Consider the following 19,824-nt stretch of genomic DNA (forward strand, 5'->3'; position numbering starts at 1 on the left):
GCACGGCGCCGGCGAGGGGGAGTGCATGGCGAAACGGACCGACCCCGGTGATACCGCGCCCACGCCTCGACGGGCCGGGCAGGCGCAGGACGGCCAGGCGCAACGCCTCACACGGGACGGGCCGCCAAACGCCCCACGTCCCGCGCTGGACCAGGACCCCCACGCCGTCAGCGATCCGCGCGAGCGCAACCTTGAAGTCGCCATCGGCCGCGAGGTGCGGGCCAGCCGCGGCCGCCTCGGCATCACCGCCGCGGAACTCGCCGCCAAGACCGGCATCTCGGTCGGGATGCTCTCCAAGATCGAGAACGGCCAGACCTCGCCCTCGCTCACCACGCTGCAGTCCCTCTCGCGCGCGCTGGGGGTGCCGCTGACGGCCTTCTTCCGCCGCTTCGAGGAGGCCCGCGCCGCCGTCTTCGTGAAAGCCGGGGAGGGGGTGGACGTCGACCGCCGCGGCACCCGTGCAGGGCACCAGTACAACCTCCTCGGCCACCTCGGTCAGACCTCCGCCGGCGTCACCGTCGAGCCCTATCTCATCACCCTTTCGGAAACCTCGGACGTCTTCCCCGCCTTCCAGCACGAGGGTGTGGAATTCCTGTTCATGCTTGAGGGCGAGGTCGTCTACCGCCACGCCGACATGCTCTACCGCATGACCCCCGGCGACAGCCTGTTCTTCGACGCCGACGCCCAGCACGGCCCCGAAGAGCTGGTGAGCCTGCCCATCCGCTACCTGTCGATCATCTCCTACCGCGGCGCCGATCCCGGCTAGCGAGAACTCATAGGAAATAATGTTTCCTGTGAGTTGATGGCGTCGCCGGGCGCTGCTATATCCTTCTCCACCATCGGAGGGGATCGCATGTGCGGTGTCGTCGGACTCTTTCTTAAAAATTCCAAGCTTTCGGGCGACCTCGGCGCGATGACGGCGGCCATGCTCGCCGTCCTCACCGACCGCGGACCCGACAGCGCGGGGATCGCCATCTACGACCCCGCCAAGGCCGGGAAGGTGAAGCTCACCGTGCGCGCCGAGGCCGGGGCGGATTGGGACGCGCTTGCCGCCCGTCTTGCCGAGGCGATCGGCGCGAAGGTGAAGGTCGCCCCGCGCGACACCCACGCCGTGCTGAAGCTCGCCGAGGACGCGGCCGACGACGCGTTTCATGCGCTCGCCACCATTGCGCCGGAGGTGACGCTGATGTCCCGCGGCGAGGCGATGGAGATCTACAAGGAGGTCGGGCTCCCCGCCGACGTGACGGCGCGCTTCGGCATCGCCGGGATGAGCGGCACCCACGCCATCGGCCACACCCGCATGGCGACCGAGTCGGCCGTCACCACCGTGGGCGCGCACCCGTTCTCCACCGGCGCCGACCAGTGCCTGATCCACAACGGCTCGCTGTCCAACCACAACAACCTGCGCCGCGTCCTGAAGCGCGAGGGCATCGCCTTCGGCAGCGAGAACGACACCGAGGTCGCCGCCGCCTACCTGACGCACAAGATGGCCGGCGGGCTCGGCCTCGGCGAAGCGCTCGACGCCGGCATCCGCGATCTGGACGGCTTCTACACCTTCGTCGTCGCCACCAAGACCGGCTTCGGCGTGCTGCGCGACCCGATCGCCTGCAAGCCCGCCGTACTGGCAGAGACCGACGACTACGTGGCGATCGGCTCCGAATACCGCGCCATGGTGATGCTGCCCGGCATCGACACCGCGCGCGTGTGGGAGCCGGAGCCCGCCACCAGCTATTTCTGGACGCACTGATGACCAGCTTCGACCTGGCGGCCCAGCCGCTGCGGGATCTCAACCGCGCCCTCCACGGCATCGCGGACGGCGACAACCGCACCGCCTGGGAGATCCTCAACCCGCGCGGCGCCCACGCCGTCGCGGTCGGCGTCAACCAACCGGTGGACATCACGGTGAAGGGCAATGTCGGCTACTACTGCGCCGGCATGAACGAGGCGGCGACGATCACCATCGAGGGATCGGCCGGGCCGGGACTTGCCGAAAACATCATGTCCGGCACCGTTCGCGTGAAGGGCGACGCCAGCCAATATGCCGCCGCCACCGGGCACGGCGGGCTGGTGGTGATCGAGGGCAACGCGTCATCCCGCTGCGGCATCTCCATGAAGGGCGTCGACATCGTGGTCGGTGGCAATGTCGGCCACATGAGCGCCTTCATGGGCCAGGCGGGGCACCTCGTCGTGCTCGGCGACGCGGGCGACGGGCTGGGCGATTCCATCTACGAGGCCGAGCTTTTCGTGCGCGGCACCGTGAAGAGTCTGGGCGCCGACTGCATCCGGAAGGAGATGGACGAGGCGCACATCGCGACCCTCGCCGGCCTTCTCGCAAAGGCTGGCTTCGATGCCGACCCGGCGAGCTTCAAGCGCTACGGCTCGGCCCGCAAGCTCTACCATTTCAACGTCGATCACGCCGACGCCTACTGAGGCCGCCATGACCACGAAAACGCCGCCGCAGTTCTCGGCCACCTTCGACGACTATACCCAAGCCGAAATCCGCCGCGCCGCCGCCACCGGCATCTACGACATTCGCGGCGGCGGGGCGAAGCGCAAGGTCCCGCATTTCGACGACCTTCTGGTGCTGGGCGCCTCCATGTCGCGCTATCCCTTGGAGGGCTACCGCGAGCGCTGCGACACGGACGTGATGCTCGGCAGCCGCTACGCCGAAAAGCCGATACACCTGAAGATCCCGATCACCATCGCCGGGATGAGCTTCGGCTCGCTGTCCGGCCCCGCGAAAGAGGCGCTGGGGCGCGGCGCCACCTTGGCGGGAACCTCCACCACCACCGGCGACGGCGGCATGACGGACGAGGAGCGCGGCCACTCCGAGCGCCTCGTCTACCAGCTCCTCCCGTCGCGCTACGGCATGAACCCGCGCGACCTTCGCCGGGCCGACGCCATCGAGGTCGTGGTCGGGCAGGGCGCAAAGCCCGGCGGCGGCGGCATGCTGCTGGGCCAGAAGATTTCTGCCCGCGTCGCTTCCATGCGCACGCTTCCCGAGGGGATCGACCAGCGGTCCGCCTGCCGCCACCCGGACTGGACCGGGCCGGACGACCTCGCCATCAAGATCACCGAGCTGCGCGAGATCACCGACTGGCAGGTGCCGATCTTCATCAAGGTCGGCGCGTCGCGGCCCTATTATGACACCGCGCTGGCGGTGAAGGCGGGCGCCGACGTCGTGGTGCTCGACGGCATGCAGGGCGGCACCGCGGCGACGCAGGCGGTGTTCATCGAGAACGTGGGCCTGCCGACATTGGCGGCGATCCGCCCCGCGGTGCAGGCGCTGCAGGACCTCGGCGTCCACCGCGAGGTGCAGCTCGTCATATCCGGCGGCATCCGCTCCGGCGCCGATGTGGCCAAAGCGCTGGCACTGGGCGCGGACGCCGTTTCTATCGGCTCGGCCGCGCTGACCGCGATCGGCGACAACGACCCGAAGTGGGAGGCCGACTATCAGGCGCTCGGCACCACCGCCGGCGCCTATGACGACTGGCACGAGGGCCGCGATCCGGCCGGCATCACCACGCAGGATCCGGAGCTTGCCGCGCGGCTGGACCCCGTCGCGGCTGGGCGGCGCCTCGCCAACTATCTCAGCGTGATGACCATGGAGGCGCAGACCATCGCCCGCGCCTGTGGCCACAACCACGTCCACAACATGGAGCCGGAAGACCTCGTGGCGCTGACCATCGAGGCGGCGGCCATGGCTGGCGTGCCTCTTGCTGGCACGGACTGGATCCCCGGGAAGACCCGCTTCTGAGGCCGTCCCGCCGCGCAATCCCCCGCCCGACTGGAGAGACATGTGACGAAGCCTGACGCCGTGGACCTTGCCGCCTACGCCGCGGACAACAAGGTCAAGTACTTCATGATCTCCTACACGGACCTCTTCGGCGGGCAGCGCGCCAAACTGGTCCCGGCGGCGGCGATCGGTGACATGCAGGCGGACGGCGCCGGCTTCGCGGGCTTCGCGAGCTGGCTCGACATGACCCCGGCGGACGCGGACATGCTGGCCGTGCCCGATCCCGCCGCGGTGTTCCAATTGCCGTGGAAGCCCGAGGTCGCCTGGGTGGCGGCCAACCCGGTGATGAACGATGCCGAGGTGGCCCAGGCGCCGCGCAACGTGCTGCGCAAGGTGCTCGCCAAGGCCGCCGCCGAGGGGCTGACGGTGAAGACCGGCATCGAGGCCGAATTCTTCCTCGTCACGCCGGACGGCAAGGCGATCTCCGACCCTGCCGACACCGCGTCCAAACCCTGTTACGACGCGCAGGCGCTGATGCGGCGCTACGACATCATCGCCGAGATCTGCGACGGGATGCTGGCGCTCGGCTGGGGGCCGTACCAGAACGACCACGAGGACGCCAACGGCCAGTTCGAGATGAACTGGGAGTTCGCCGACGCGCTGGTCACAGCGGACCGCCATTCCTTTTTCAAGTTCATGGTCAAGTCGATCGCCGAGAAGCACGGCCTGCGCGCGACCTTCATGCCGAAACCGTTCCAGGGCCTCACCGGCAACGGATGCCACATGCACGTCTCGGTGTGGGACGAGGCGGGCGCCAACCGCTTCGCCGATCCTGCGGCGGATCTGGGGCTGTCGGCGGACGGCAAGCATTTTCTCGGCGGCATCACGGCCCACGCCAAGGGGCTGACAGCGATCACCAATCCGGTGGTGAACTCCTACAAGCGCATCAACGCCCCGGTTACCGTCTCGGGCGCCACATGGTCGCCGAACACGGTGACGTGGACCGGCAACAACCGCACCCACATGGTGCGCGTTCCCGGGCCGGGCCGGTTCGAGCTGCGCCTGCCGGACGGTGCGGCGAACCCGTACCTTTTCCAGGCGGTCGCCATTGCCGCAGGGCTTTCGGGCCTTGCCGCGAAGGCCGATCCGGGTCCCCGCAGCGACATCAACATGTACACAGAAGGCCATCTGGCGGACGGCGTGAAGCTGCCGCTCAACCTCCTCGACGCGCTGCGGGCGTTCGAGGCGGACACCGCGCTGCAGGAGGCGCTCGGCACCGAGGTCTCGACCGCCTACCTGAAGCTGAAGCATCAGGAGTGGAACGATTATTCGCGCCACTTCACCGAGTGGGAACGGGCGACCTCCCTCGACATCTGACGCTCGACAACCGGCCGCACACCGGCGACGGTGACGCGCGGACTTGAAAGGGCGGCGCCCCCGGTGGAGCGCCGCCCGATGCCGTTGAACTGGCCGCCAATCGCGGCCCGCGCAGACCGCGCGAAGGAGGCCATACGTGCCAGGACCCACACCCGACCCCGTCACCAGCGCCACCAGTCTGCCATCCGAGGCGGATGTGGTCGTCGTCGGCGGCGGCATCATCGGCACCACCACCGCGCTGGAGCTGGCCGAGCGGGGCCACAAGGTGGTGCTGTGCGAGAAGGGGATCATCGCCGGCGAACAGTCGAGCCGCAATTGGGGCTGGGTGCGCCTCGCCCGCCGCGACCCGCGCGAGATCGAGCTGATGATGGCCTCGATCAAAATCTGGGAGGGGCTGTCCGAGCGCGTCGGAGCGGACACCGGCTACACCCAGTGCGGCGTGGTCGTGCCGTTCTACAGCGCCGCCAACGAGGCGGCGGACACCGCCTGGCTGGAGAATGTCGAAGGCCGCCAGACCCGCATCGAGCGCGTCGACCGGGAGACCGTGGACCGTCTGCTGCCGGGGCTGAACTTTTCCCACAATGGCGGCATCTACGCTCCGCACGACGGGCGGGCCGAGCCGCAGAAGGCCGCCCCCGCCGTTGCCCGCGCCGTCACCGCCAAGGGCGGCACGGTGATGACCGGCTGCGCGGTGCGCGCGCTCGACATCGAGGGCGGCGTGGTCAAGGGCGTCATCACCGAGCACGGGCAGGTGCGTGCGTCGTCCGTCGTGGTGGCCGGCGGGGCGTGGTCGCGCCTCCTGCTGCATCAGGCGGGCGTGACGCTGCCGCAGCTCAAGGTCACCAACTCCGTCATGCGCACGACGCCGGTGGATGACGGGCCTGAGGTGACGATCCGCGGCCCCAACTTCTCGGTCCGCAAGCGCGCGGACGGCGGCTACACGATCTCCACCCTCGTCGCCAACGACTTCGACCTGACGCCCGATTCCTTCCGCTTCTTCGGCAAGTTCCTGCCCGTTGCGAAGATGGAGTGGCGGCAGCTCCGCCCGCGCCTCGGCCCGCGCTTCTGGCGCGAGCTGAAGGAGTTCGCCCCGTGGGACCCGAACACGGAAAGCCCGTTCGAGGAGATCCGCATTCTGGACCCCAAGCCCAACAGGCGCATGACCGACCGCGCCTTCGCCGCCGCGAAAGAGGCGATCCCGGCCCTGCACAAGGCCGAGGTGGCGCAGCGCTGGGCCGGAATGATCGACGCGACACCCGATGCGGTGCCGGTCATCTCCACCGTGGAGAGCCGGCCGGGCCTCACCATCGCCACCGGCTTCTCCGGCCACGGCTTCGGCCTCGGCCCGGCGGGCGGGCGGCTGGCGGCGGACCTTGCAACAGGCGCGAAGCCGTTCGTCGACCCGGCCGCCTTCCGCCTCTCGCGCTTCTTCGACGGCTCGCCGATCGTCCCGCTCACCGGCGTCTGACACTCCGATAAGCGCTCCGGCCGCGCCGGGCAGGGGGCGGGGTGCGGCGCGGCACCGCATGGGCGTTTGACCCTGGTCGCTGCGCATCCTGCACGAACCCTGCATCGTGCGGTCCGGCGGGCGGTCGGGCGTCCGCCCGCACCGGCACGCGATGCCGGCGGAAGGGGGACACGATGCAGCGCCAGATCGGCCGGCCGGACAGCGGCGAGGGGCCCGCACCATGTCACGTCAGCGCCGCGGAGGTCGCCGCCGCGCTGAAGAGTGACCTTGCGGAAGGGCTGAGCGAGGACGAAGCGGCCCGCCGCCTCGTCGCCACCGGCCCCAACGCGCTGGCGGAGGCGAAGGCGGTTCCCCCACTCGTCCTCTTCCTGCGCCAGTTCCGCAGCCCGCTCCTCGTCATCCTCCTCGTCGGCGCGGCGATCTCCGCCTACACCGGCCATATGGTCGACGCTGCGGCGATCTTCGTCATCGTCATCCTCAATGCGCTGATCAGCTTTTGGCAGGAGTGGAAGGCGGAACGGTCCATCGCCGCGCTGAAGGGCATGGCCGCCCCGCGCGCCACCGTGCGCCGCGGCGGGGCGTGGCACGAGGTGCCCGCGCGCACCCTGGTGCCGGGCGACGTGGTGCGCCTCAAGGCGGGCGACATCGTGCCGGCCGACCTGCGCTTCACCGCCGCCAACCGCCTCGCCATCGACGAGGCGGCGCTGACCGGCGAGAGTGAGCCCGCCGACAAGGACGCGGACGCCCTCTGCTCGGCGGACACCGTCCTCGCGGAGCGGGTCAACATGGGCTTCATGTCCACCCTGGTCGCGAGCGGCACGGGGACCGGCCTCGTCACCGCCACGGGCATGGCGACGGAGGTGGGCGCCATCGCCGGGCTGATGGCGGCGGCCAAGGAGCCGAAAACGCCGCTGCAGACGCGCATCGAGAGCCTGTCGCGCATGCTCATGTTCGCCGCACTCGTGGTGGTCGCCATCGTCATCGCCATCGGCCTCAGAAACGGCATGAACGCGCTGGAGATGCTGAACACGGCGATTTCGCTCTCCGTGGCGGCGATCCCGGAGGGGCTGCCCACCATCGTCACCATCGTGCTGACCTTGGGCTCGCAGGCGATGGCCTCGCGCCATGCCCTGGTGCGGCGCCTCTCCTCGGTGGAGACGCTGGGCACCACATCCGTCATCTGCACGGACAAGACCGGCACGCTGACGCAGAACCAGATGCAGGTGATGCGCCTGTGGGCGGGCGGGACCACCTACACGGTGACCGGCGAAGGCTTCGACCCGCACGGCGACTTTCTGAACCCCGCCGGGACACCGTGCGCCGTGGAGGACGGGTCCGACCTCTGCCGCATGCTGATGATCTCCGCCTACTGCAACGAGGCGCGGCTCACGGCGGCGGACGGGCGCCCAGCCGTGGAGGGCAATCCGACAGAGGGGGCGCTAGTGGTCGCCGCCGCCAAGGCCGGCATCAGCCGCGCGGCGCTGAAGGCCGCACGGCACGACACCGTCCACGCCTTCCCGTTCGACTCCTCGCGCAAAATGATGAGCGTCCTCATGCGGATGCCGTCAGGCGCGCGGGTGCTGGTCGCGAAGGGCGCGCCGGACGTGATCCTGAAGCGCGCCACCCGCGTGCGGATCGGCGGCGAGGAGGTGGAGTTGACGGACGCCCGGCGTGACGAGATCGAGGCGGTGGTGGCGGGCTTCGGCGCCGATGCGCTGCGCACTCTCGCCGTCGCCTACCGCCCGGTTGACGACACCGCCCCACACGACGCCGACCACGAGCACGACGTCGTCCTCGCCGGGATCCACGGCATCATGGATCCGCCGCGTCCGCAGGTGGCGGCCGCGGTGGCCGAGGCCCGCAGCGCCGGTGTGCGCACGGTGATGATCACCGGCGACCACGCGGCGACGGCGGAGGCCATTGCCCGGCAGATCGGCATCATCGGCGGGCAGGGCGAGACCGTCCACACCGGCGCCGACCTCGACGCGATGAGCGACGAGGCGCTCGCCGCCATCGTCCCCCACGCGGCCGTGTTCGCGCGGGTGACGCCGGAGCACAAGCTCAGGATCGTCAAGGCGATGCAGGCGCGCGGCGAGGTGGCAGCGATGACCGGCGACGGGGTCAACGACGCCCCGGCGCTGAAGAGCGCGGACATCGGCATCGCCATGGGCATCACCGGCACCTCGGTCGCCAAGGATTCCGCCGCGCTGATCCTGCTGGACGACGACTTCTCCACCATCGTCGGCGCGGTGCGCGAGGGGCGGCGGATCTACGACAATCTGAGGAAGTTCATCCGCCAGGCGCTGACGGCCAACGTGGCCGAGGTGTCGACGATCCTGTTCGCCTTCGTGCTGATGGGGGCAGCGCCGCTGCTGCCACTGACGCCGCTGATGATCCTGTGGGTCAACCTGGTGTCGGACGGCATCCCGGCGCTCGCGCTCGGCGTGGAGCCGGCCGAGCCCGACGTGATGCGCCGCAAGCCGCGCGGGCGGGGCGAGAACATCTTCGCCGGCGGGCTGAAGGAGCGCATCCTCATCCGCGGCCTTGTGCTGGGGGCGGTGACCTTCTGGGTGTTCCAGACCGCGCTGTGGCAGGGGCACGCGGTGGACTATGCGCAGACGATGGCCTTCGCCACGCTCATCTTCGCCCAGCTCTGGCACATCTTCGACGCGCGCTCACTGACGACGCTGTTCGGCAAGAACCCGCTGACCAATCCGGTTCTGCTCGGCGCGGTGGCGCTGTCTTCCGCGCTCTCCATCGGCACCATCTACGCCGCGCCCGCCCAACTCGTCCTGGGCACTGTGGCGATCGACGCCTCACACTTGGCGCAGGCCTTCCTGTTCGCCGCGCTGCCGACCCTGGTGCTGTCGGGCCTGAAGGAGCTGTTCGGCATCCGCGTTCTTTAGAAGCGCGGCCGGGTCACGGCCGCGCCGTTCCGTCAGGCGGCGGCGATCGCCTCGGCGAGCGTCAGAAGCGCACGGTCGGTGCCACGCGGGCCGATGATGGAAAGGCCGAGCGGCTTTCCCTCGTGGCTGGCGAGCGGCATCGAGATTTGCGGCAGGCCGGCGAGACCGGCGACGCACAGGAGGTTCATCGCCGCGTGGCGGTAGGCGACTTCCACGTCGGCCACCTCGCCGCCCTTGGGCGGGGCGGTGCGCGGCACGGTCGGCATCACCAGAACGGTGCCCGGCGTGACCACCTCGCAGATGCGCTTCACGATCGCGGCGCGCTCGCCCTTCGCCTTGGCTATGGCGTCGGCGGGGATCGCCGCGGCGGTGGCGAAACGGTCGGCGACGCCGGGGCCGAATTGCGGTGCGTTGGCCTCCACCCACGGCCCGCAATTCACCCAGATCTCGCCGCCCTGGACCACGCGGAAGGTGGCCGACCATGAGGCGAGGCCGTCGCCCGCCACCGTCACGCTCTCGCCGGAGCCGAGTACAGCGTGGACGCGGGCGAGGGCGGGGGCGAGCGCCTCGGCCACGGCAGGCTCCAGCGCGGCGAAGGCGTCGTCCGCCACGACGAGGCGGGTGAGCGGGACGGCGGGAGCGTCGTCGCCCATCAGCACCGCGCCGACGAGGGCGAGGGTCGCCGCATCGCGCGCGAACCAGCCTGCGGTGTCGAAGCTCGGCGCGAAGGGGACGATGCCGGTCAGCGGGATGCGGTCGTGGGTCGGCCGCATGCCCCAGATGCCGCAATAGCTCGCCGGGGTGCGGATGGAGCCGCCGCAGTCGGTGCCGAGGGCGAAGTCGACCACGCCGCCCGCCACCGCCGAGGCGGACCCGGAGGACGAGCCGCCCGGCACACAGTCCGGCGCGGCGGGGTTGAGCGGCGTCCCATAATGCACGTTCTCGCCGGTCAGCGAGTAGCACATCTCGTCACAGATGGTGCGCCCCTCGCAGGACGCGCCCGCGGCGAGGAGGCGCGCCACGGCGGGCGCGGTCGTCGTCGCCGGGCCGTGCGTCGTCAGCCACAGGGGCTGGCCGTTGGCGCAGGTGGTGCCTTCGATGTCGTAGACGTCCTTCACCGCGAAGGTGAGGCCGGAAAGCGGGCCATCGCCGGTCGGGGCGAGGGTCACGTCATTGTCCTGGCAGAACGCGCCGAGGGCGGCCTTGTCGGCGCCCGATGCGGGCGGGCGGGCGGTGGTCACGGTCGAATTCATCCTCAGGCGGCCGGGCGGTGGATTTCGGCGACAGGGCGCGTCAACGTGCGCCTGCCGCGCTTGAAGGCATAAAGCACCGGTGCGAGCTCGGACACCGCAGTGTGCTGGCTGGCGCAGTCGATCACCGCGAGGTCGGCCGATTTGCCCGGCTCCAGCCCATAATCGGCGATGTTCATCAGCTTGGCCGACCGGCTCGTCACCATGTTGAAGCACTCCACGATGTCGCCCGCCGCGCCCACGTGACAGATGTTGGCGTTGAGGTTGGCCATGCGGATCAGCGAGCAGTCGCCGAACGGGGTGAACGGGTTGAGCACGTTGTTGGTGGAGAGCGAGCAGTTCACCCCGTGGTGCAGCAGCTCGTGGGCGTGGGCGACGCCGCGGGTGCGCCCCTCGGTCCGGTCGCGGCCCATCAGAAAGAGGTCGGTGGCCGGAAGCACGGTGAGCGCCACGCCCGCGTCCGCCATGCGCTTGCCGACGGCGGCCATCATGGCGGGATCGGCATAGGCGAGCTTGGTCACGTGGCCGATGGCGACGCGCCCGCCGCGCCCGAACTCCTCGGTCTTCCTGCACACATAGTCGAGGTCGAGCACCGAGGTGTCGGTGCCGAAGTCGAGGTGCATGTCGATGTCGGCGTCGAACTCGCGGGCGATGGCGAAAACGCGGTCGATCTGGCCGTTCGGATCCGTGTCCGTATAAGGCGCGGCGCCGACGACCTTGGCGCCCTTCTTCATCGCCTCCACCATCAGCTCTTCGGTGCCGGGATTGTTGGTCATCCCCTCCTGCGGGAAGACGCAGATCTCGATGTCGATGGCCCACTTGTAGTCGGCGATGAGCGCCATCACGCCCTCGAAGCCGCGGAGGCCGATGCCGGGGTCCACCTCGAGCTGGGTGCGCATGTGGGTGGTGCCCTGGAGGATGCACTTCTCCAGCGTCTTGGAGCCGCGGGCGTAGACGTCCTCGGGCGTGAACCCCGCCTTGGCCTTGGCAACCTCGCTGATCGCCTCGGGCAGATCGCCCTTCTTGGAGGCGCAGCGGTCGAGGATGCACGACTTGTCGAGGTGGATGTGGGTTTCGACGAAGCCTGGCGTGACGAGGCGGCCGGAGAGGTCCAGCGTCTCACCGTCGGCGGCAAGGCCCGTCTCGATCGCGGCGATCTTGCCGCCGTCGATGCCGATGTCCACGCTGGTGGCGGGGTCGCCCGGCAGGCGGGCATCCTTCAGGATCAGGTCCATGATGGTCTCGCGGGTTCAGGAGGCGGCGCCGAGATAGGCGTCCTCGAGGGTGTGGCTGGCGCGCACGGCGTCCGGCGTGCCGGAGGCCACGAACACGCCGCCCGACAGCACGTAGGCACGGTCGGCGATGGAGAGGGCCATGTCGGCCATCTGGTCGACGAGGAGAATGGTGGCGCCGTCGTCGCGCAGCGCGGCGAGGATGGCGTAGAGCTCCTCGATGAGCTTCGGGGCGAGGCCGAGCGACGGCTCGTCGAGGAGGAGCACGGTGGGCCGGGCGATGAGGCCTCTGGCGATGGCGAGCATCTGCTGCTCGCCGCCCGACAACAGCCCCGCCGGCTGGTTCTGCCGCTCGCGCAGGCGCGGGAAGCGGGTCAGCATCTCGTCCACGGCGGCGGACAGGTCGGCGGGCGGGCGGCCATAGGCGCCGAGCTTGATGTTCTGCACCACACTGAGCTGGCCGAACACCTGCCGCCCCTCCGGGACGAGCACCAAGCCCCGCCGTGCGATGCGGTCGGCGCTCTCGCCTTCCAGATGGTCGCCCGCGAGCTGGATCTGTCCGCCGACGGGGCGGTGCAGGCCCGACAGCGCACGCATGAGGGTAGACTTGCCCGCCCCGTTGGCGCCGAGCACCGCGACGAGCTCGCCCTTCGACACCTTGAGGTCGATGCCGCGCAGCACCTCGCTCGCCCCGTAGGAGGCGGAGAGGTTCGCCACCATCAGAGTGACGTCGCCGGGCACCTTGGCGGGCGCGGCCCGGCGGACGGCGGACGCGCCCTCACCGAGATAGGCTTTCAGCACCGCCGGGTTCTCGCGGATCGCGGCGGGCGTGCCCTCGGCGATCTTCACGCCCTGGTCGAGCACCAGGATGTGGTCAGAAATGCCCATCACCAGCGGCATGTCGTGCTCGATGAGGACGATGGTGAGCCCCTCGTCCGCCAGCCGCTTCAACAGGGTGCCGACGCGCTGGGTGTCATCCTCCGAAAGCCCCGCGGCGGGTTCGTCGAGCAGCACCACGTCGGGCCGAAAGGCGAGGGCGCGGGCGATCTCGACAAGGCGCTTGTCGACGTGTGGGAGGGTGCCCGCGGTGCGCTCCACGTCGCCGCTATAGCCGGTGAAGGCGAGCAGCGCCTCGGCCCGGCGGCGGCGGGCGGTGGTGGCCAGAGGCAGCACCGTCTCGACCCCGCCGACGCGCCCGTGCTTCATGGCGATCATCAGATTGTCGATCACGCTCATGTGCTCGAAAAGCTGCGTCGTCTGGTAGGTGCGGGCGATGCCGGCGCGGGCGACGCGGTGAGAACGCCGCCCGGTCAGGTCCGTGTCGCCGAGGCGCACGTTGCCCTTGTCGGGGCTGTAGTAGCCGGCGACGATGTTGAGCGCCGTCGTCTTGCCCGCGCCGTTGGGGCCGATGATCGACGTCACCTTGCCGGGCTCGGCCCTGAAGGAGACGCCCTGAACCGCCTTCACGCCGCCGAAGGTGATGGCGATGGCGTCCACCACCAGCGGCCGGGCGGAAGACGGCGCGACCTCCACGGCGGCGGCCGTCGCGGTGCGGGCCTTGGCGGCGGGGAGGAGGCCCGTCACCGCGCCGACGATGCCGCCGGGGGCTAGCCGCAGCACCACGAGGAGCAGCGCCGCCACCAGCAGGAGCCGGTATTCGGCGAGCCACGAGAAGGCTTCGGGCAGAAGCACGATGAGGAAGGCGCCGATGACGGGGCCGAGGATGGTGTCCGCCCCGCCGATCATCACCACCAGCAGGAACATGATGGATTCGAAGAAGGGGAAGCTTTCCGGGCTGATGAACCCGCTCATCGCCGCATAGACGCCGCCCGCGAGGCCCGCGAAGACGGCCGACACCGCGAACGCGGCGCAGCGCAGAAGCACCGGGTTGAAGCCGATCGACTGGGCCGCGACCTCCGAATCGCGCAGCGCCCTGAGCGCCTTGCCCCACGGGCTGGCGCTGAAGAGGGTGTAGAATGCGAGCGCCGCCAGCATCAGGACGAGGACGAGATAGGCGATCTCGGTCGGCCCGAACATCGTGCCGAACAGCACCGGCGGCATGATGCCGAGGATGCCGTTCCAGCCGCCGGTGAGGCCCTCCATCTCCGCCGCGCCCTGCTCGACGATGAACCCGAAGGCGATCGTCACCATGGCGAGATAAGGCCCGCGCACCCGTAGCGCCGGGATGGAGACGAGCGCCCCCGTCAGCCCCGCCAGCACGCCGCCCAGCGGCAAGGCGAGCCAAAAGCTGATCCCGTGGCTGACGGTGAGGATGCCCACCGTGTAGGCGCCGATGGCGTAGAAGCCGACATGGCCGAGCGAGATCTGCCCCGTCAGCCCGACGAGGATGTTGAGGCCGATGCCCACCACCGCCGTCAGCCCCGCCATGGAGAGGACGTAGACGAGATAGGCGTTCGACTGGCCGATCACGGCGATGGCGACGGCGGCGATGAGGACCCCGCCGAGAAGGTGTTTCAGCGTCATACCTTCTTCACCTCACGCGTGCCGAAAAGGCCGTCCGGGCGCAGAGCGAGCGCGACGATGACGAGGCCGAAGGTGGAGATCTGCGTATAGGTGGAGCCGAAGAGGGCGGTGATCAGCGCCTCGGCGATGCCGTAGAGGAGCCCGGCGCACATCACGCCCCACGGGTTGGTGATGCCGCCCAGGATGGCGACGGCGAAGGCCTTGATGCCGAACATCGTCCCCATGGTGGACGACACGGTGAAGAGCGGGGCGATGAGGATGCCCGCGACGCCCGCGAAGAAGCCGGAGAGGGCGAAGGCGCCGGACACCACCATGGAGACGTTGATGCCCATGAGGCGCGCGGCGGCCTGGTTCTGCACCACCGCCATCATGGCAAGGCCGTGGCGGGTGCGGCGGAAGAACAGCGTGAGTAGCACCGCGAGCGTGAGGCCGACCACCGGGATCAGCACCTGCTGCGGCTGCACGTTGAGGCCGAAGAGCTGGAAGGTGCTGGAGGTCAGCGGCGTCGGCGGCATGCCGCGCGGGTCGCGCCCGAAGGTGAAGAGGACGATGTTGTCGATCAGGAGGCCGAGGGCGACGGTCGCCATCAGCCACGCCTCCGAGCCGCGCCGCACGAAGGGGCGCACGGCCACGCGCTCCACCACCAGCCCCCACAGCGTGGAGGCGAAAAGTCCGGCGAGGATGGCGAGGGGGACGGGGAGGCCGAACGTCACCCACACGGAGAAGGTGACGACCGCGCCCAGCATCATCGTCGACCCTTGGGCGAAGTTGACCGTGTTGGAGACCACGTAAGTGACGTAGAAACCGAGCGCGAGCAGCCCGTACATGGCGCCGAGGCCGAGGCCTGTGACGAGGGCCGAAAGGATGAGCATCAGGAAGACGAGCCTTGTGCTGCGATGATCCGGCCGGAGCGCGGCCGCGGAGCCGGACCGCCGCGTAGACGGTCCGGCGATACGCCGAAAGGCGGGCGGCTTATTCGGTCGGAACGACCTCGTCGCCCTCGTAGTGGACCATGATGTAGTCGTCCGGGCCGAGCGCATCGTGGTTCTCGGCCGAGAAGGGCTTCTCGTAGGTCTTGATCAGCCCTTCATAGGTGCCGTCGAGGTCCTCCAGCGCCTGGCGGATGGCGTCGCCGTCCGTCGAGCCGGCCTGGGTGATCGCCAGCGCCAGAAGGTGCATCGCGTCATAGGCGTTGGCGGTGCCGACCGGGGCCATGATGTCGCCCGCGTCCTCCACGTCGTCGTACTTCTCGGCGAGCATGGAGATGACCTTCTCGCCCACCGGGCCCTGCTCGCCGTGGAACGAGTAGGTCTGGATGAAGTGGGCGTCCGGCGCGGTCGGCCCGGCAAGCTCCGGGAAGCGCCCGCCGGCGATGCCCCAGTGCGACACCACCGGCGCGTCCCAGCCCATCCGCTCGCGCGACTTCATCATCTGTGCGCCCGGCGGCGTGTTGGTGACGAGGATGATCGCCTCGGCGCCCGCGTCGCGCAGCCGCGTCAGCTGCGGCGTCATGTCGACGTCGGCGTTCTCGAACGTCTCGATGCCGACGATCTCCACCGCGTCGTTCGCGTCGTCCGCGGCGGTGAGGCCCCGCTCGTTGGACTCGCCCCACGGATTGTTGATCAGCATCAGCCCGACCTTCGACGCGCCGAACTTGGTGTTCGCGTAGTCGATCAGCTTCACGTCGACCAGGGCGTCGATCGCCGAGACGCGGAACACGAAGTTGGGGTCCGCCCCGTTGCGGGTGATTCCCGTGGCGGCCGCCCAGACGGCGATGAACGGCGTCTCGGTCTGGTTGGCGAGTGGCACGATGGCAAGGCCCACCGGCGAATCGATGCCGCCGAAGAAGGCGGTGACCTCTTCGTTGAAGATCAGCTCGCGCGCCGCGATCAGACCGCGCGGGGGACGCGATTCGTCGTCGCGCTGGACGAGCTCCAGCATGCGCCCGTCCAGAAGGCCGCCGGCGGCGTTGATCTCGTCGATCGCCACCATGAGGCCGCGTGTGATCGCCTCGCCGGACTGTGCCGAGGCGCCCGACAGCGCGGCGACGTGGCCGATCTTGATGGGATCGGCGGCCGCGGCGAGCCCGGCGCTGAGCGCCGCGATGCCGACGCCGGCGAGCGCCGTCAGCATCCGGGTTCTGATGAAGCTCCTCATTGTGCCATCCTTCTGAACGTTGAAGATAAGCGCGCCGGAGGGTGGCGCTTGGCACTGCAAATGCAACGGCGGGGCCACATGCCGCTTGTAAGTGAATTTTTACATACAAAAATTTGCGGGGCGCTCGAAGGACGGTGCGGCACCGCGTCGCCGAGGGCTACAAGGGAACGGCCGGCACAGGATCGGGTGCGGCGCAGGGAGCGAGGGTGAGGCGTGGCGGCAGGACGTGCAGCGGCAGAGGGCGAAGGTCCTGCGGCGAAGGTGGCCAACAAGGTGGCGGAAAGTCCGAAGGCCGCGCCGGCAAAGCGCCGGGTCGCCCGCGCACCGGCCAAGCGGGATGCCGCGGCCACCCGCCAACGCATCCTCGATGCCGCACGCCGCGCCTTCTGCGACCACGGCTACGAGGGCGCCCGGGTCGACCGGATCGCCGCCGCCGCACGGGCCAACGTGCAGATGATCTACCGCTATTATGGCGGCAAGGAGGACCTCTACCTGGCCGTCCTCGAGGACACCTATGCCTCGATCCGCACGCTGGAGCGTGAGCTCGACCTTGCCGCGCTGCCTCCGGTCGAGGGGATGCGCCGCCTGGTGGAGTTCACCTTCGACTATCTGCGCGACAATCCGGACTTCGCCGCCATCATCCGCAACGAGAACATGATGGGCGGGCGCTTCGTGCGCAAACTCGCCATGGTGCCGGATACGACGACGCCGCTGATGGCCGCCCTCAGCGATCTCCTCGACCGCGGCCACGCCGAGGGCGTCTTCCGGCCGAAGATCGACCCGCCCGAGCTTTACGTGACGATCCTGTCCCTGTGCATCATCCACATGGCGCAGCGCCACACCCTGTCGGTGATGTTCCAGCGCGACCTCGGCGCCGAGGATTGGCTGGGCGCATGGCGCGCCCGCGCTGTGGACGTGGTGCTGACCTACATGACCGCGCCGCGCGGCTGAGGCGGGGCCGGGTCACGCGGCCTTCAGCGCTGTGCGGGCGGGACCGCTGCTGCGAGGGCGTTCCCCCCTCGCGCTCCCCCGGTTCGCCACCGATGTCCGCTCGCGGACATCGGCATCAAAGAGCGGCCAACTGCGCAACAGCGCAGTTGGGTGGCAGGGGTCAGATCAGGCTGAAGAAGCCTGACCTGACACCCTGTATCGAGCCTTGGAAGAAGCGGGACGGCGTCAAGCGTCCGTGCTCCCCATGCTCGCCCGCCCGCCAAGAGGGCGGCCTGCGCGTGGGTCCGCGCGGACACTTGACCCCGCCCCACTCCTTCACACCATGTGCCCGGGGCAAGAGGGTTTTGCGCGCTTTCAGGCGTAGTAGTGAATCTCCAGAAGGACGCAGCCCTTCTCGGACTTGAACGGGCCGTGATAGGCGCCCGGCGGACGGCAGGCATAAGTGTTCGGCGCGAATGCCTCGCCCCCGTTGCCGTTCTCGTCGTTGCCCACGGTCAGATCACCGGAGATCAGGTAGACCTCCTCATAGTAGTCGTGGACGAAGGGCTTCGTTGTATATTCGCCCGGCTCGAACTTCAGAATGCGCGTGCGGTTGCCGACCTTCTTCTCCTCATCGAGGAAACCGGCCAGCACCTTCTGCTGAATGCCGGCCGGGTAACCCGGAGGCGGCGCGAACCCCTCCGTCAAATCCACGGCGTGGAATTCCTTGTGTTCCTTGTCGATGGCCATCGGCGGTCTTTCGGTTGGAGAACGGGTGTCCGGTTGGTGACGGGTTATTCGGCGGCAGTCTTCAGCGCGGCGACCTCGTCGCCCAGTGCGTAGGAGTTCAGGCAGCGGTCCACCAGACCCTGCGCCCCCGCCCAGTCATAGGTGCGGAAGGCGTGACCCTTCGTCACGAAGGTCGCCCCGGCGTAGAACATCTCGTACTGGGCGTGGCGCGAGCCGAACTCGGAGCCGATCGCATCCCACACCAGCTTGAAGAATTTCACCCTGTCGCGCGACGAGCGCACCGGGGACTGCTGCGTCTTGTCGATGATCGCGGCGATCTCCGGGTGGGCGAAATCCGACACGTCGGACGGCAGCATGATGACGCCGCCCCCGGCCAGATCGCGCAGCGTGTTCAGAACCTTGCCGTAGAGCTGCTGGGTCAGCACCTGGGCCGAGTAGAGGGTGTGGCGGTCCGGCACGAAATAGCCGTTCTCCATGCGCCCCTTCACCTCCATGGAGCGCACCAGCGCGTCCACCATCTCCGCCTCGGCGGAAACCTGGCCCAACATCTCGCGCACCTGGGGGAAGGCCAGCGTCCCGTTGGTCTCGGCGATGCCGCGGGCGAGACCGGCGAGGAAGCGCATCTTCACCATCAGCCGGATCTGGCACTGATAGTTCTGGTAGGAGTGGGCCGGCGTCGCATGGAACTGTTTGGCCACCATCTCCACACTCTTGTGGATGAAGACGCGGTCCCACGGCACCTTCACGTCGTCGAAGTACAGCACCGCGTCGTTCTCGTCGAACTGGTGCGCCAGCGGGTTGTCGAACTTCGACGGGGCCGCCGCCTCGTAGGACTTGCGCGACAGAATCTTGAGCCCCGGCGCGTTCATCGGGATCGCGAAGGAGATGGCGTAATTCTCGTCACCCTCGCGCAGCGGCTGGATGCAGGTGACGAACACCTCGTTGGCCATGATGCCGCTGGTCGCCAGCATCTTCGCCCCGCGCACCGTGATGCCGGTGGTGTCCTCGTCCACCACGCCTGCGGTCAGGAACGGGTCGGCCTGCTCGTTCGCGGTCTTCGAGCGGTCGGCCTGTGGGTTGATGATGACGTAGGTGAGGAAGAGATCGTTGTCCCGCGCGTAGGCGAAGTAGTCCTTCAGCGCCTTGGCCCGAGCGGGGTCGTAGTCCTCGAACACCTTGAGGCCCATCACCATGCCGGACAGGCAGGACGCGACGTGGTCCGGCGAGCGGCCGAGGAAGCCATAATGCTCGCCCGCCCAGGCCTCCAGCGCCTCGCGCCTGTCGACGAGGTCGGCGTAGCTCGTCGGCAGCGACCATTGCTTGTTCACCTGTGCGCCGGTCTCGGTGGTGAAGGTCATCAGCTCCGGGTTGGCGGCCTGGAAATCGTACAGCGCCGCGTAGGAGCGCACCGCGTTGCGGAAGGCCGGATGGTCGACCGGGTCGGCCACCTTCTCGCCGCCGATATAGACCGCCCGCCCATCGCGCAGGCTGTCGAGGTGCATCGCGCCGGTCTTGATCATCGTTCGGGTCCTTT

At 69.2% G+C, this 19,824-nt stretch carries 15 protein-coding genes; 8 read left to right on the top strand and 7 right to left on the bottom strand.

Annotation, left to right across the window (positions count from 1 at the left end; genetic code table 11):
* Positions 1-25: 25 nt before the first annotated feature.
* The 7 genes from BIX52_RS11190 (at position 26) to BIX52_RS11220 (ending at position 9,487) form a co-directional block, all read left to right on the top strand.
* Positions 26-766, top strand: a complete 741-nt coding sequence (locus BIX52_RS11190; RefSeq protein WP_083660170.1) for a helix-turn-helix domain-containing protein — start codon at positions 26-28, stop codon at positions 764-766.
* An 87-nt stretch (positions 767-853) separates the two neighbouring features.
* A complete protein-coding gene (locus BIX52_RS11195; RefSeq protein ID WP_075221133.1) occupies positions 854-1,747 on the top strand; it encodes a class II glutamine amidotransferase in 894 nt (297 codons plus the stop codon).
* Positions 1,747-2,430, top strand: coding sequence for a GltB/FmdC/FwdC-like GXGXG domain-containing protein (locus BIX52_RS11200; RefSeq protein ID WP_075221134.1), 684 nt, complete (start codon positions 1,747-1,749; stop codon positions 2,428-2,430). The genes BIX52_RS11195 and BIX52_RS11200 overlap by 1 nt, the downstream gene beginning before the upstream one ends.
* Positions 2,431-2,437: 7 nt before the next feature.
* Positions 2,438-3,757, top strand: a complete 1,320-nt coding sequence (locus BIX52_RS11205; protein WP_075221135.1) for an FMN-binding glutamate synthase family protein — start codon at positions 2,438-2,440, stop codon at positions 3,755-3,757.
* Positions 3,758-3,799: 42 nt separating this feature from the next.
* Entirely contained in the window at positions 3,800-5,113 is a 1,314-nt protein-coding gene (gene glnT, locus BIX52_RS11210; RefSeq protein ID WP_075221136.1) for a type III glutamate--ammonia ligase, read from the top strand.
* Between the two features lie 136 nt (positions 5,114-5,249).
* Positions 5,250-6,581 (top strand): NAD(P)/FAD-dependent oxidoreductase, encoded by a 1,332-nt coding sequence (locus BIX52_RS11215; protein ID WP_075221137.1) that lies wholly within the window; start codon positions 5,250-5,252, stop codon positions 6,579-6,581.
* A 173-nt stretch (positions 6,582-6,754) separates the two neighbouring features.
* Entirely contained in the window at positions 6,755-9,487 is a 2,733-nt protein-coding gene (locus tag BIX52_RS11220; RefSeq protein ID WP_075221138.1) for a cation-translocating P-type ATPase, read from the top strand.
* A gap of 32 nt (positions 9,488-9,519) precedes the next feature.
* Here the strand turns inward: BIX52_RS11220 and BIX52_RS11225 are convergent, their stop codons facing one another.
* The 5 genes from BIX52_RS11225 to BIX52_RS11245 form a co-directional block, all read right to left on the bottom strand.
* On the bottom strand, positions 9,520-10,728 hold the full coding sequence (locus BIX52_RS11225; protein WP_205647800.1) for an amidase: 1,209 nt from the start codon (positions 10,726-10,728) through the stop codon (positions 9,520-9,522).
* A gap of 14 nt (positions 10,729-10,742) precedes the next feature.
* Positions 10,743-11,972: an amidohydrolase family protein gene (locus tag BIX52_RS11230; RefSeq protein ID WP_075221140.1), complete on the bottom strand. Its 1,230-nt coding sequence runs from the start codon at positions 11,970-11,972 to the stop codon at positions 10,743-10,745.
* Between the two features lie 15 nt (positions 11,973-11,987).
* The gene (locus BIX52_RS11235; protein ID WP_075221141.1) at positions 11,988-14,453 is read right to left on the bottom strand and encodes a branched-chain amino acid ABC transporter ATP-binding protein/permease; all 2,466 of its coding nucleotides are present in this window, start codon (positions 14,451-14,453) and stop codon (positions 11,988-11,990) included.
* Positions 14,450-15,325 carry a branched-chain amino acid ABC transporter permease gene (locus BIX52_RS11240; RefSeq protein WP_075221142.1) on the bottom strand — a complete coding sequence of 292 codons (876 nt, stop codon included), beginning with the start codon at positions 15,323-15,325 and terminating at the stop codon, positions 14,450-14,452. The genes BIX52_RS11235 and BIX52_RS11240 overlap by 4 nt, the downstream gene beginning before the upstream one ends.
* A gap of 100 nt (positions 15,326-15,425) precedes the next feature.
* Entirely contained in the window at positions 15,426-16,610 is a 1,185-nt protein-coding gene (locus BIX52_RS11245) for an ABC transporter substrate-binding protein (RefSeq protein WP_075221143.1), read from the bottom strand.
* A gap of 213 nt (positions 16,611-16,823) precedes the next feature.
* On the opposite strand from BIX52_RS11245, the gene BIX52_RS11250 reads away from it, so the two are divergent.
* Entirely contained in the window at positions 16,824-17,561 is a 738-nt protein-coding gene (locus tag BIX52_RS11250) for a TetR/AcrR family transcriptional regulator (protein ID WP_205647801.1), read from the top strand.
* 354 nt (positions 17,562-17,915) lie between these two features.
* On the opposite strand, the gene BIX52_RS11255 is transcribed toward BIX52_RS11250, so the two are convergent.
* Together BIX52_RS11255 and BIX52_RS11260 are read right to left on the bottom strand one after the other, a co-directional pair.
* Positions 17,916-18,290, bottom strand: a complete 375-nt coding sequence (locus tag BIX52_RS11255; protein ID WP_075221144.1) for a cupin domain-containing protein — start codon at positions 18,288-18,290, stop codon at positions 17,916-17,918.
* 44 nt (positions 18,291-18,334) lie between these two features.
* A complete protein-coding gene (locus BIX52_RS11260) occupies positions 18,335-19,810 on the bottom strand; it encodes a 4-hydroxyphenylacetate 3-hydroxylase family protein (RefSeq protein ID WP_075221145.1) in 1,476 nt (491 codons plus the stop codon).
* Positions 19,811-19,824 lie beyond the last annotated feature (14 nt).

It is taken from the genome of Acuticoccus yangtzensis (assembly GCF_001927245.1).
In the GTDB taxonomy this organism is placed as follows: Bacteria; Pseudomonadota; Alphaproteobacteria; order Rhizobiales; family Amorphaceae; genus Acuticoccus; species Acuticoccus yangtzensis.

What these genes read in the sequence shown, in the direction of transcription:
- BIX52_RS11190 (WP_083660170.1), top strand. Translation starts at nt 26, where the DNA reads ATGGCGAAACGGACCGACCCCGGTGATACCGCGCCCACGCCTCGACGG.
- BIX52_RS11195 (WP_075221133.1), top strand. Translation starts at nt 854, where the DNA reads ATGTGCGGTGTCGTCGGACTCTTTCTTAAAAATTCCAAGCTTTCGGGC.
- BIX52_RS11200 (WP_075221134.1), top strand. Translation starts at nt 1,747, where the DNA reads ATGACCAGCTTCGACCTGGCGGCCCAGCCGCTGCGGGATCTCAACCGC.
- BIX52_RS11205 (WP_075221135.1), top strand. Translation starts at nt 2,438, where the DNA reads ATGACCACGAAAACGCCGCCGCAGTTCTCGGCCACCTTCGACGACTAT.
- BIX52_RS11220 (WP_075221138.1), top strand. Translation starts at nt 6,755, where the DNA reads ATGCAGCGCCAGATCGGCCGGCCGGACAGCGGCGAGGGGCCCGCACCA.
- BIX52_RS11230 (WP_075221140.1), bottom strand. Translation starts at nt 11,972, where the DNA reads ATGGACCTGATCCTGAAGGATGCCCGCCTGCCGGGCGACCCCGCCACC.
- BIX52_RS11235 (WP_075221141.1), bottom strand. Translation starts at nt 14,453, where the DNA reads ATGACGCTGAAACACCTTCTCGGCGGGGTCCTCATCGCCGCCGTCGCC.
- BIX52_RS11240 (WP_075221142.1), bottom strand. Translation starts at nt 15,325, where the DNA reads ATGCTCATCCTTTCGGCCCTCGTCACAGGCCTCGGCCTCGGCGCCATG.
- BIX52_RS11245 (WP_075221143.1), bottom strand. Translation starts at nt 16,610, where the DNA reads ATGAGGAGCTTCATCAGAACCCGGATGCTGACGGCGCTCGCCGGCGTC.
- BIX52_RS11255 (WP_075221144.1), bottom strand. Translation starts at nt 18,290, where the DNA reads ATGGCCATCGACAAGGAACACAAGGAATTCCACGCCGTGGATTTGACG.
- BIX52_RS11260 (WP_075221145.1), bottom strand. Translation starts at nt 19,810, where the DNA reads ATGATCAAGACCGGCGCGATGCACCTCGACAGCCTGCGCGATGGGCGG.